General features: G+C 55.9%; 10 protein-coding genes. 1 reads left to right on the top strand and 9 read right to left on the bottom strand.

Annotated elements, in window-relative coordinates; all coding sequences use genetic code 11:
* Positions 1-114 precede the first annotated feature (114 nt).
* Positions 115-1,458 carry a phosphoglucosamine mutase gene (gene glmM / locus V5S80_RS00200; protein WP_395168756.1) on the bottom strand — a complete coding sequence of 448 codons (1,344 nt, stop codon included), beginning with the start codon at positions 1,456-1,458 and terminating at the stop codon, positions 115-117.
* Between the two features lie 350 nt (positions 1,459-1,808).
* Here glmM and V5S80_RS00195 point away from each other — a divergent pair, with 350 nt between their 5' ends.
* Positions 1,809-3,884, top strand: coding sequence for an acyltransferase family protein (locus tag V5S80_RS00195; protein ID WP_395168755.1), 2,076 nt, complete (start codon positions 1,809-1,811; stop codon positions 3,882-3,884).
* 169 nt (positions 3,885-4,053) lie between these two features.
* On the opposite strand, the gene rpsI is transcribed toward V5S80_RS00195, so the two are convergent.
* The 8 genes from rpsI to eccCa form a co-directional block, all read right to left on the bottom strand.
* Positions 4,054-4,593, bottom strand: a complete 540-nt coding sequence (gene rpsI / locus V5S80_RS00190; RefSeq protein WP_395168754.1) for a 30S ribosomal protein S9 — start codon at positions 4,591-4,593, stop codon at positions 4,054-4,056.
* The gene (gene rplM, locus V5S80_RS00185; RefSeq protein WP_395169385.1) at positions 4,593-5,036 is read right to left on the bottom strand and encodes a 50S ribosomal protein L13; all 444 of its coding nucleotides are present in this window, start codon (positions 5,034-5,036) and stop codon (positions 4,593-4,595) included. Before rplM ends, rpsI begins: the two co-directional genes overlap by 1 nt.
* Positions 5,037-5,171: 135 nt before the next feature.
* On the bottom strand, positions 5,172-5,303 hold the full coding sequence (locus V5S80_RS00180; RefSeq protein WP_395168753.1) for a hypothetical protein: 132 nt from the start codon (positions 5,301-5,303) through the stop codon (positions 5,172-5,174).
* A complete protein-coding gene (locus V5S80_RS00175; protein ID WP_395168752.1) occupies positions 5,296-6,312 on the bottom strand; it encodes an ABC transporter substrate-binding protein in 1,017 nt (338 codons plus the stop codon). The genes V5S80_RS00180 and V5S80_RS00175 overlap by 8 nt, the downstream gene beginning before the upstream one ends.
* Positions 6,313-6,443: 131 nt before the next feature.
* A complete protein-coding gene (locus V5S80_RS00170; protein ID WP_395168751.1) occupies positions 6,444-6,737 on the bottom strand; it encodes a WXG100 family type VII secretion target in 294 nt (97 codons plus the stop codon).
* Between the two features lie 60 nt (positions 6,738-6,797).
* A complete protein-coding gene (locus V5S80_RS00165; protein ID WP_395168750.1) occupies positions 6,798-7,109 on the bottom strand; it encodes a WXG100 family type VII secretion target in 312 nt (103 codons plus the stop codon).
* Between the two features lie 213 nt (positions 7,110-7,322).
* Entirely contained in the window at positions 7,323-8,882 is a 1,560-nt protein-coding gene (locus V5S80_RS00160) for a type VII secretion-associated protein (RefSeq protein WP_395168749.1), read from the bottom strand.
* A complete protein-coding gene (gene eccCa, locus V5S80_RS00155) occupies positions 8,869-12,948 on the bottom strand; it encodes a type VII secretion protein EccCa (RefSeq protein WP_395168748.1) in 4,080 nt (1,359 codons plus the stop codon). Before eccCa ends, V5S80_RS00160 begins: the two co-directional genes overlap by 14 nt.
* Positions 12,949-13,012 lie beyond the last annotated feature (64 nt).

Below are 13,012 nucleotides of genomic sequence, written 5' to 3'. Positions count from 1 at the left end.
ACAATAGTGTGAACGATAATGACTATGGCCTAGGCCATGCCGCACCTGAGAATTATGCCAGAGTCATCTGGCGCAGCCTACCCCCTTCATGACCCCGGTAGTTAGTTCTCTACCTCACACACTAGCCACAACAGCAGCCAATCTGCCAGCGATCTTCCGAGCAGTGGGGCCGTCGCCCGCCTCAACCATGACACGGAAGAGTTCCTCCGTCCCCGAAGGACGCAACAGGACGCGCCCCGACTCGCCAAGTTCATCTTCTGCCTCGGCGATAGCCCTTCTGACAGAGTCGTCACTCGTAATTGCGGCTTTATCCGTGACCGGCACGTTGATCAATGTCTGAGGAAGGACCCGCATCACTGATGCTAACTCTGACAAGGACTTCCCAGTCTGCGCCATCCGAGCCATCAGGCTCAGCCCCGTGAGTGTCCCATCACCAGTGGTCCCATGCTCTGGAATCACAATGTGCCCAGATTGCTCGCCACCGAGGCTGTAATCACCAGCATTCAGGTCTGCCAACACATAACGGTCCCCCACTTTCGTGGTCCGGACATCAATCCCATGATCTTTCATAGCTAACTTCAGTCCGAGATTGGACATCACCGTGGCTACAAGAGTCGACTTTTTCAACTCCCCGCCCTCTTTCATCGCGATCGCCAGAACCGCCATAATCTGGTCACCGTCGACAACATTACCTTCCGAATCAACAGCTAAACAGCGGTCTGCATCGCCATCATGGGCCAGCCCCACATCCGCGTGGTGCTCCAGCACCGCACGCTGCACAACCTCGATATGCGTCGAACCACAGTTCTCATTGATATTAAACGCGTTGGGCTCGTTAAAAATCGGAATCACCTCAGCACCAGCGGCCTCATACGCCATCGGCGCCGCCGTCGACGCAGCACCATGAGCACAATCCACCACCACGCGAATCCCGTCTAGTGGAGTTGGAACAGCACCCGCAAGGTGGAACAAGTAGCGCTCCAAAGCGTCGGGCGCCTCCTCAACGATGCGGCCAATTCCAGCACCCGTCGGACCAGCCTCCGGCAACTCCAACATGGTTGCCTCAATCTCCGCTTCGACGGCGTCGTCGAGCTTGAGGCCACCAGCAGCGAAGAACTTAATGCCGTTATCCGGCATCGGATTATGACTTGCCGAAATCATAACGCCCATGTCCGCACCATAGTCATCTGTTAAAAACGCCACAGCCGGGGTCGGAAGAACACCGACGCGAAGGACATCGACACCCTGACTCGCCATTCCCGCTGAGAGCGCCGCAGACAGCATTTCACCCGACACACGCGGATCACGTCCCACCACAGCAACAGGGCGGCGCCCCCCGTCCCGATTTGCCGTCAAGACTTTTGCCGCAGCGGACCCCAGCTTCATCGCCAGCGGCGCAGTCAACGTCTTATTCGCGAGACCACGAACACCATCGGTGCCGAAGTAACGTCGTCCCATCTGGTCTACCCTTCCCACTGTCCAGCACTAGCATCCCGGCGCCTGAGGCTCACCACCCCAACCAGCCACGTCCGAGCGTCTCACAGCCCGGTTCACCTCACAACTGCCCAGACAGTCTAATAGGACACCCCTCATAACACCGCACCGCAAGCATCTATCCAGCACTCCACCACGACTGGACCCCACCTCTCACCCGATTATCCCCCCATTGTTCACACGGCAGCAGGCGGTTCGATGCTCGTTCTTCCCTGAAGAAAACCACGTTATACACTGTTTCACCGGCACTGTCGTACGGTTTCGACCTCGCCGTTTTTCACTGTCATTCACTTGTCGACGCACCAGGAAGTTGTATGCCTCGCCCTGTCGGAAAATCCACGTATCTCCCTGGATTAGACGGTCTTCGCGCTATCGCCGTCATCGCTGTTGTGCTCTATCACCTGTCCGTTCCCCACACAGATGGTGGGTTACTCGGCGTCGGTGTGTTTTTTACGCTCTCGGGATATTTGATTACATCAATCCTGGTACGACAATGGGATCGCGACGGTCAGCTGGCATTCGGCGACTTCTGGCTCCGTCGATTCCGCAGGTTGCTGCCCGCGGTCATGACGGTTCTCGCGACAGTGATGCTACTCACAGCATTTCTTGACCATGGAAAACTGGCACAACGTGGCTGGCAGGCGCTTTCTGCACTGTTCTATTACAACAACTGGTATGAAATTGCTGCTGGCAATTCATACTTCGACATGTTCGCAGGCCCCCAACCTCTCAGCCACATGTGGTCTCTCGCCGTCGAAGAACAGTTCTACCTCGTGTGGCCGTTCGTGTTTGCTGGAATGATGGTCCTGTGGCGCCGGGGCACGCACTCGCCTATCTGGGCGGCGGCCACGTGTCTTGTACTCGCCATCATATCGGGCGTGTGGATGGCCTACCTGGTCGAGCCAGGCGTCGATCATACCCGCGTCTATGAAGGAACCGATACCCGCGCGTTAGGGCTTCTCATTGGTGCAGCATTGGCCTTCATATGGAAACCTGGTGGTGGGACAGCACCATCGGGATCAACGCCCGGCCAGGATGCCCTGCGATCATGGCGCTCCACCCCGGTAGGCCGACACCTCATCGATCTCATCGGCATCGCTGGTCTCGTGATTGTCCTCACTATGATGGTCACGACTCACAACAACGCCATGTGGCTCTACCAGGGTGGCTTCGCGGTTTTAGCTCTGGCTACCGCCGCCATCCTCCTTCCTCTTGCCGACGAACACTCCTGGATGACGACACTCCTCGGCCTCCCGCCGCTCCGCTGGTTGGGTGAGCGTTCCTACGGCATATACCTGTGGCACATGCCCGTCATTGCCTTCGCCCCGGAAGGATTCATCAAGAATCACCTGGCGTTCGCAGCACCAGTCCTCGCAGTCATCTCCATCTCTCTCGCCGCCCTGTCGTGGACGTTGATCGAGAATCCAATCCGCCATCACGGTGTCATTGCCCTCGCACGCCAATGGTGGAATGGCCGCGGAGAAACTCACCGCCGTGAAGCTCCACCGGTCCTCACCGGCCTAGCCACTGTCATTCTTCTCGCAGTTCTCACGGCCGGACTGCCCAAAGCTCTCTTCGACGGCGCTACGTCATCCAAGAACGATCCCGATCCCATGGCGGCCCTTGGCGGCAATGGGACCAATGGTGCCATCAAAGTCGACGGGAACGGCCCTGGGCACAATGCCGGCGGTGGGCCCGCAGGATCCTCGGCGACGGCTCGGGGTGGTGGGGCACACGGGGTGAATGCGAGTGCCAGTATCGACTGTTCAACAGTGATTCATGTTGGCGACTCCACTTCGATTGCCTTGAACTCGCCTAGTTACCTCCCGAACCCTAGTGACCGCGTTGGTGCACAATACAAACGCGTGGGGGCCACCGATGTTTACCTCGACATCAAAGGGGCGCGAGCCGTGATCGAACACTACAAGGACGACCCTAACGCGCGCGAGGCTGTCACCGCGATGAAAAACCACCATTACAAGGACGCCTGCTGGGTGATCGCCCTGGGAACAAACGATGCTGCGAACATCGCGGTGAGCAACCAAACCCCAGCCGAAGACCGCATCCGCATGATCCTGGATATCGTGAAAAACGAAAAGCACGTGCTCTGGCCAACCGTGAAAACTGTCAACCCTGGCCAGTCCGCGTATGCCAATTCTGGCATGCGCGCATATGACACTGCTCTCAAGAAGATGTGCACACAATACTCGAACCTGCGGCTTTATGATTGGGCCAATGAAGTTCAGGACAACTGGTACATTGAGGACGGTATCCATCCCAATAGCGTGGGCGCCAAAGAACGATCGCGGCGATTTGCCGATGCCCTTGTTCACGCATTTCCAAAAGGTAAGAAGCCGGCGAGCCACTGCACCGTCAGCAGCGGCGACTAGCCCCCCGATCGTAGGCTCAGGGTATTGACGTGGACGGGGCACCATGAGAACCACCGAGATTCGGGAAGGGTAAACTCTCGGGGGAAACACAATAATCCCCTGCTCCCCCACAGTGGTGGGACGGAGCAGGGGATTATGCGCGTCATGCGCAAGCAGTACGGTAGCGGGATTAACGCTTGGAGTACTGCGGTGCGCGACGGGCCTTGTGCAGACCAGCCTTCTTACGCTCAACCTCACGAGCATCACGAGTGAGGAAGCCAGCTTTCTTAAGGGCACCGCGATCTGCCGGATTGTAGGCGTTCAGTGCACGGGCAATAGCCAAACGGAAAGCACCAGCCTGGCCAGACGGGCCGCCTCCCTTAAGGTTTGCCTTGATATCAAACTGACCCTCACGCTCAATGAGAGCGAGGGGAGCTTTGATCAGCTGCTGGTGCAGCTTGTTCGGGAAGTATTCTTCCAGAGCACGACCATTGCAGGTGAACTCGCCGGAACCGGCAGTCATCACGACACGCACCACGGCGCGCTTACGGCGACCAACAGTCTGGATCGGGAAGTCACGCTGCTCAGGCTGAGCAACAGCATCCTCTTCGACCTCAGTGGCGACGAAATCGCCGATGGCGGAAACGAACTCTTCGCTCGCTGCCTGAGCAGCGATGAAGTCAGCCTCAAGGGCTTCGTCCTGAATCTGGTTTTCGGTGTTCTCGCTCACTACTGTGCCACCTGCTTGATCTCGTAGTTCTCGGGCTTCTGGGCAGCATGAGGGTGCTCGCTGCCAGCGTAGACGTGAAGCTTCTTGATGGATGCGCGCGACAGTTTGTTATGCGGCATCATCCCAGCGATAGCTTCTTCAATGACACGCTCCGGATGTAGTTCAAGCGAACGACCCAGGGTCATGGTGGTCAAACCACCCGGGTATCCGGAGTGACGGTAACGGAATTCACGCTCACGCTTGTTCGAGGAAATGCGAACCTTGTCAGCATTGATGATGATGACATTGTCACCACAGTCAACATTCGGTGCGAAAATTGGCTTACGCTTGCCGCGCAGCAGGTCAGCAGCCTCAACGGCGAGACGGCCAAGCACCACTTCAGCAGCGTCGATGACGTACCACTTGCGGGTAATGTCACCGCTCTTCGGGTGGAAAGTAGACAACATGACTCCTTGAAAGTCTGTCTGGAACTGCCAGCCACAAAACATGAACAGTCTGACTCCTGCCAGTCTGCTGCCGCGGCGGCCGGTGGAGACCCGCGGCACGGTGTCGACATGTCGACACACAAATAGAAAACACTACAGGAACGGCCACCACCAGTTCAAACGCCAACGGCCTGCACCACCACCGTTATCCAACCCAATACCAACGGCAACAGCTACCAGGCCCCACACCGAGACGCCAGACGAAGACTGCAGTAGTTTACGCACCGTCCCCAGTCCGCGGGTTCAGCATCGACTCCGAAATCAAGGACTCCTGAGTACCCCACTTTGTCAAAATTCTCTTCATCGTACCGTCATCGATGAGTTTCTGAATAGCAGCATGAATAGCTGCCGCGAGCTGAGTGTCACGCTTGGCCACAATGGCCGCCTTCGCAGTGGAATCCACAACCTTTCCAATCGATTGCACACGCCCCTCCGACTGTCGTTGAGCGTAATCCACCACAGGCGAGTCCGAGAACCAGAAATCCGCTTTCCCACCCGCAACAGCAGTGGCAGCATCCGCGGAGTTTTTATAGGACTGAATAACCAACCCTTTCCTCCCATCACGCTTGCACCCGTTGTTTTTCTCATTGGCCATCCCCTCGTACACGGAACCAGTAAGAACCGCCACAGAACGACCACAAACGTTATTCGGTGTAATGCCCCGTGGATTATCTTTGAGGACAGAGTATTTCGTCCCCGATGTATAAAGGGTCACCATGTTGGTGTGGTCAAGCCGTTCAGGCTTGACATCGAACGATGAAAACCCAGCATCATATTTCGTGCCCACCGACGCGACGAGGCTATCAAAGCTGGCATTCATAAATTGGGTCGTAAGCCCAAAGAGCTGACCAACTGCACGAGCGATGTCAATTTCCGCGCCTTGGATGGTTTTCCCGTCGCTTCCGACAAATTCCAGGGGGGCAAAATCAGCGGATGTTCCCACGGTGAAGACACCTTTTCGCTTCAGCGATTCCGGGATGGACTGGGCAAGGACATCATCTTTGTGGACAGTAATAACCTCCGTGGGTTCATGTGAAGAACCCATCTTTTCAGAGTTATATGTGCATCCGGCGAGCATAACGCTAGACATGGCTGCGCATACCCCTGCAGATACGACAGTGCGGCCTAATACACGGCACCTATGAGCACACATCGATGCGTACGCCCGTGACGCTGACACGTGGTGGACCGTTGTGCGTGACACAAGGGAACGCACTGAACGCAGAATATTCATTACTTGAATTTTATTTACCGTTTTCGTGCAGTTCAACTGTGCGCATGAATAATTACCGCGCCGATTTCCACCATTCCATACCCACCCCTGCCCCTCCCCGCATAACACGGGGCGGGAAACACGGGGTTATATCAGCCCCATGATGCCGCCGCCGAACGGTTAACAGTACTCATGGAATCATTACTCTCTGCCACCACCCGCGCAATCGTCGCAAGAACCTGATTCAAGTCTGCTGCAGCAGTATCCCACCGCTGTTGCGCTGCTTGGTACGCGGTAGCAGATTCACCGGTCCAGGTAGACACCATCGGCGCTAGCTGGCTCTTGAGGTCATCCAGGAGCCCATTAATGCGGCCTGAAGTTTGAGTGATATCGCCGCTTGCCGCAGCGATATCGCCGAAGCTGTAATGAATCATATCAGTGCTCATCGTTCCTTCTTCTTTCTTAATGTTGGTTGCTGATATTCGTACGAGTACGACACCACGCTCTTATAGTGACAAGCCACCGAGCTTGGTGAACGCAGCCGCATTCTCTTCTTCAGTGGTGGAGAACGCAGTGGCGTTCGCACGAATGTTGTCTGAAATCGAGGTCAGCGCTTCACGCAACCTCAAGGCTGCATCATTCCACTGCGCCATAAGCTCACCGAAGGCAACATTGGCGTTGCCTTTCCACGCGCCTGCAACACCATCAACGGTGCCCTGAAGGCGCTGGAGCTCCCCTTGAACTTGATCATTGACGGCATCCACTTTTCCTGCCGTTGTGGACATGAGTTCATGTTCGGTAGCAAAAAGACCGCTCATTATTCCCCCTTAGGTTGAAATCTAGTGAAATATCGTTCCACCCCACAACAACACCCCGTGATGCCGCACCACCGAAGGGTACGACCGGTGTTTGTGTGACGGTGCACTAGGACAGACTCATCAGTCGCCGATTGGTTCCCAATAATCTAAAAAAATTTTTTCCGACCGCCCGTGACAGTCGTGACATGGCAGTATGTGATGAACCTCGGCTCCTCACGATGGCATGACCTCCGCACTACGAGCAGCAGCGGAACATGCTGCCGTCCGTTTCGCGTTCAGTTCTCCCTTCCATTGACAACCGACACTCACCTGCTTGCCTTCCTGGAGGAACGTTGTCCACTGCACCACGGAACCACCCTCGGGGCGCTCCTCATAGCTCACAGCCCCCTGTCGCCATGCAGATTGAGGGGCATAATTAGAAAATTCTGACCGTGTCGACACCATCGATTCCACGTGCCCACGCAAGTGTTCGTCATTAACGTCGGGTTCGACGAGATGCCCGGACACCAAAATTCTCACATCTCGATCAGCGGGATTTTCCAAAATCAGGCGCTCCGGCGTTGACGAAGCAGAGCGTACCCACCCTGCCGTCAAGGCTGCCCGAACAACTCCGTTATCCACAATGCCGCCGGATTGGCCAGGACGCCCACGACGGTTCTTGGCCGACAATGTTGCGTGACTCCCAGTAACATCCTTACCACCAGCGACCGGGGTCTCTGCGGAGCGCGCGCTCCCCCCTGCATGATTACTGCTATCGTGACTCCCCCCACTGCGCACAGCGACGATCAGGCCCGTAGTAACGAGAACAAGGGTGCACATGGTGACAGCCAGCGCATTGCGATGGCGAAGAAGAAAACCTCCAGGTCGATAGTCCCGACGCGTCACACGAGTCATCATTGCGCCTCTGCGCAAAGCCCCCTTCGCAACGCCGTGCCGCAATCGAGAATGCGGCTGCACTCGCCGACTATGAGAGACAGACGCAGCCTGGCGGGCACCCTCCGGTGGTGCCGAGTTGCGTTTTTTCTTCTGGTCCACACGGCCCTGTGCACTGCGGCTAAGCATGCCCGCCATGCGAGCCGAAATTTCTATTTCTTCGACACCAATACGCAACGCAGGAATCGATGCTTCATTCAGTTTTTTTAATGCGTAGTTCACAAGTTCAGGACCACGAGAGGCCGCTGTCGCAGAGGTGTTAGTTGTGACAACTAACACCTCGACCCCCTCCGAACCGATCATATCTCGCTCGCGGGAACTGGGTACTCGCCCGGTGTCCACTGCAGCGTCGATTTCGTCCCTCACGACGGTGATCAATGGATCCATAAAAGACTGGCCATCCCCCAGGGGAACAAGATCAGTCATGGCCTTATCAGCACCGACAGTCAATGGAGTGAGCCCAGCAAAGTCCCCAGCAATGTGAAGAAGGAACGAAATAGGACGCAGAGCAGGCTCGATACGACACAGAGCATCTGACATCGGAATAACAGTGGGTGCATCCTCGGTTAACGAGGAACGCGCAAACGAGGGATCAGTATCCGGATGCTTATGCTGCTGAGCATCATCATCAACGTAGTCCTCTGCCCATCGATCACGCCGACGAGGACCCCACCATGACGGGCATAGGATGATCCGTTGCTCAGTCCGGCTGTTACGGCCGATCGGTGCAATGTCTGGGACAGCCGAACTCGACTTCACCCGACCACGACGCCGAGCACTATAACGACTGGTGAGCACCCTTGTACTTGCTACTCGTGCGCGTCTATTACTCCCCGTCATTGAGGTCTCCCCCTTGTCTACCGTCCCCGTTTACGTCGTTCGCACCATGGTCATCGTTATCCACCCGCTCGGGCCCACCATGGCTGCTATTCGATGCAACCATATCGCCGTCGCCTGGTTGTGAACTATCGTCACCAGTTTCCTCAATGGGGGGTGTTGCGCGGGCAACCTGAATTTCATGGATCTCCCCATCAACAACAACATGTGCTCGTCCCGGAGTTTTCGGTTGTAGCGCAACCCCATACAACGGACCATCGTCTTTGTCAGCAGACAACAGCGTCACCACAGCGTTAATAATGCGCATTCCTGCAATCAGAGGATCATGGCTAGCCCGCATCATTCCCGATGCTCGTCGCGCAAGGACAATATGTAATCCGATATCACGAGCATGCGGCACCACTGCCGCTAACCCGCTTACAACGGCTGGGGATAATGTGAGGAGATCATAGTCGTCAATAAGAAGAAAAATCTCTGGGCCTGTCCACCATGACCTATCCTTCAGCTCCTGCGGCGTGATGGAATCATGAGGCAAACGCTCTTTACAGGTATTCGTCAGCTGGGTAAGCAGATTGTCCGCCGCAGACGGTGTCGACGCGTATCCTGCCGAGTACGCCCTGGGAAGCTCCCCGAGTAATGACCTCCGAGGATCAATGAGCACAATCGCTGCAGCCGGTGTGTCATCGGGGAAATTATTGTGATTCGCAGCCGAACCGTAACGCGCTCGTGGCCGGTATGTATGTGCGATTCCATCAATGAGCGACCGCAGCGTCGTCGTCCGCCCGCTTTCTGATTTACCAATAACGAGCATCGCTGGATTATTCTCAGCTGACCACGACCAGGTCGACAGCCGAACGCTCTCACGCCCCAGAGCTATCCTCGGCGCCGTAACCCCATCAAGTTCATCACGAGTGAAGTCGTCCGGAAGGATCCGCAACTCGGGGACATGGTCGTCCCCTCGGCGCAACGCCAACTTCGTCACTTCCGCGATATCTTGGCTGGTCGAATGGACAACCTGAGCATACAGTGCCGCACCCTTGTATTTCACCACAGCCCGGCCAGGGCGCCCCGAAATACGCTTAGACATATCCTTATCAACATAGGATTCGATGCAATCACCCAACGCCAGCTCAATTTTCGTTCCCAACAAATCCCGTACCTGGGGCCGTATCGCAGCCCACCTATTCGCCGTAATGACGACATGGATTCCAACCGAGAGACCATCGGCAACAAGAAGACCAATCGTATCGGCAAGATCAGGAAAGTCCGACGCAATAATGTGCCACCCGTCGATAATCACAAAGATGTCACTAATACCGTGTTCCCGAGCAGTATTGACACTGGTCCACCCCTGACGAAGCCATTGTGCGCGACGATCATCGGCGCACACAGACACTTCATTGATCAGACGAACAATACGATCACGCTCATGACGATGCACCACCGCAACCGTATGAGGTAGCCGTTGCAGATAGGCTAATCCCGATCCCCCCATGTCCAACACATAGAACTGTGCCTGAGCAGCAGTCCGAGACAGCGCCAGGGTCGTCACAATGGACTTCGCTGTTGTTGTCGTGCCAGACTGCGGACTACCAACAATGCCAATATGCCCAGCAGAGCTACGAAGATCAATCGTCCACGGAATCTGCCGTTGATCCCGAGGAGCATCAACCAGACCGATCGCGATCTGGAGCCCTTCGTTGGAATATGTACTGTTATCAGCCAATCTGCCTGTACGGTCATTCAATTCAGACATGGTCAACACATCGGGCAGCGGTGATAGCCAAATTTTGCGCGCGGGAATGAAGCTGTCCACCTCGGCTGTACATGGTCCACCAGTGCTCAAGCGGTCAACAGCAATGCGCAATACTGTCGACCGGCCCGAACCGCCCACCGTGGCATCAGAAGCGTCGAGTGTATCCCACCACCGAGACACATAGGTCGCACGAAATGATGTGATCCCATCACCATCAACACGAGCAAGTCCATAACCAGGTTCTTTGGGTAACGTATAGGCATCGTTGACGCCAAGAACCGTCCGTGACTCCGTCGCCGAAAACGTACGAAGCCCAATCCGGTAACTCAAATGAGAATCAAGTCCTCGAAGTTTCCCATCCTCCAGTCGCTGAGTAGCTAAGAGAAGATGAACCCCGAGCGACCTCCCTAAACGTCCAATAGCAACAAACGTATCGATAAATCGGGGCTGAGCACTTAACAACTCCGAAAACTCGTCAATAATGATGACCAGAGCGGGCATCGGTGGAACATCATCGTCTCGCCCCGCTCCGCGATCACCGAAGGTAGTCACACTCTGACGACGCATCTCCTCATACTCCGCCGCCGATGACGCTCCATGAGCACGAAGGAACTCCTGACGCCGAGTGAGCTCCCCTTGGAGAGCATCCTCCATACGATCGACAAGGTCAGCCTCATCATCTAAGTTTGTGATCACAGCTGCCACATGTGGAAGTCGCTCCATCCCCAGGAACGTTGCACCACCTTTAAAGTCAACGAGCACGAGATTCAGTTGCTCAGGAGAATGCGACGCCACCAGAGACAACACCAACGTTCGCAACAATTCACTCTTGCCCGAACCGGTCGCACCAATGCAGAGACCATGTGGCCCCGAACCACCCTCCGCAGACTCCTTCAAGTCCAAATAGAACGGGTCACCCTCACTGGTCATGCCCAATGGGATACGAAGGCGCTCTGCCCCACGCTTATCAGTCCATGCAGTCGACGGAGAAACATGGTGGGGAGACGCAGCCCCCACCACCAGCTCCACGTCATTCACCACAGCCAATGCGCCCTGCGACGACGACTCCACCTGAGGTCTTGCATAGCGTGCCATTGACCTTGTAAGAACATCTATTTCCTGCTCAGAGAGCACATCAGCCCGCGCAAATGTATCCAGACCTGACGTTGTTAACGCGGAAATCATTCCATGGTTAACAAGAAAAGCAATCCCGTCCTCGGCAGCGTAAGCCTCCCACTGATCCATAGAGTGTCGTCGACGCTGACTCTGAACCTCCGACACACCGTCAACAGGTTCGCCCACAACAACCACCGTGATCACCGCAGGATGCTGCACCACTGAGAGGGGAGCAGGACCATCGATGACAAGGAGAACACCCGGATGAGGCTCATCTGTCGACCCTGCCAACGACCAATACTCATCCAGAGCCTTCACCATATCGTCAGCATCAGGGATAGCCTCCTCCCCACCAGAATGAGGAATCCACGACAGCCACGTCCACGCTTGAGGATCACCACACACCATGATCCGAACACTCTCCGGCCCATGTAACGTGACCAATTGCGCAAAAAGACAACGGACAACATCGCGCCCATCAGAACCACCGATATACACAGTCGGAAAATCAGCAAGAGCTACACACACCGGCACATCTGACAGCACCAACGATTCGCGAAGCGCACGCCGTAATGCCATCGCACAGATCGGATCAATGTCTTCAACCGCGTTAATTTCGTCAATCTCCACGTGAGTACGTGCCCGCTGCGACGCAAGCCCAATGCGCACGTGAGCGAAATCATCATCACTGCGACTCCGCTCCCACATGCGATCACCGCCCACAAATGCCACCAACGCATGAGGATCAGGATCCACAAACTCCATCACACTTCGCTGATGCTCCGCACCTTCCCGAGCTTCCTGCCGGCAGCGATCAATATGCCGCAAATACACACGGCGACGCTCCTCAATGGACTGTCCCTGGCTTCCCGTGACCATCCCCACCATTGAGGCAACCATAATCAGAGGAAAAAGATATGTCATAGGGTTCGCGGCATTACCAGAGACCACCATGATGACCACCATCCCCAACACCGCCACCACCATGACCAACGGCAGAAGACGACGGAAAAGCGGCTGCTGTGGGGGACGGGATGCCTCAGGCGGTTGATCTACAGGGATGCCCCGACACTCCGGCAGCGGCGGAACCCATCGATCAGCGTAGGGAACCATGACCTGCAACGAGGAGGATGCACCCCCAGCATCGCCATGTTCGGACGAATGACCCACGACCGGACGTGAGGATGAATCATCCACGTAAATCCCCCTACTAGCCCCTCATCAAGTAACCCGCCTATCCAATCAGCTATCACCAGCTGAA

The organism is Corynebacterium sp. PCR 32 (assembly GCF_037464985.1).
Taxonomy (GTDB): Bacteria; Actinomycetota; Actinomycetes; order Mycobacteriales; family Mycobacteriaceae; genus Corynebacterium; species Corynebacterium kroppenstedtii_D.
Note: the sequence above shows the minus strand (reverse complement) of the source record. Positions and strands in the feature narration are given on the sequence as shown.

What these genes read in the sequence shown, in the direction of transcription:
- V5S80_RS00170 (WP_395168751.1), bottom strand. Translation starts at nt 6,737, where the DNA reads ATGAGCACTGATATGATTCATTACAGCTTCGGCGATATCGCTGCGGCA.
- V5S80_RS00165 (WP_395168750.1), bottom strand. Translation starts at nt 7,109, where the DNA reads ATGAGCGGTCTTTTTGCTACCGAACATGAACTCATGTCCACAACGGCA.
- glmM (WP_395168756.1), bottom strand. Translation starts at nt 1,458, where the DNA reads ATGGGACGACGTTACTTCGGCACCGATGGTGTTCGTGGTCTCGCGAAT.
- V5S80_RS00160 (WP_395168749.1), bottom strand. Translation starts at nt 8,882, where the DNA reads ATGACGGGGAGTAATAGACGCGCACGAGTAGCAAGTACAAGGGTGCTC.
- V5S80_RS00195 (WP_395168755.1), top strand. Translation starts at nt 1,809, where the DNA reads ATGCCTCGCCCTGTCGGAAAATCCACGTATCTCCCTGGATTAGACGGT.
- V5S80_RS00175 (WP_395168752.1), bottom strand. Translation starts at nt 6,312, where the DNA reads ATGAATATTCTGCGTTCAGTGCGTTCCCTTGTGTCACGCACAACGGTC.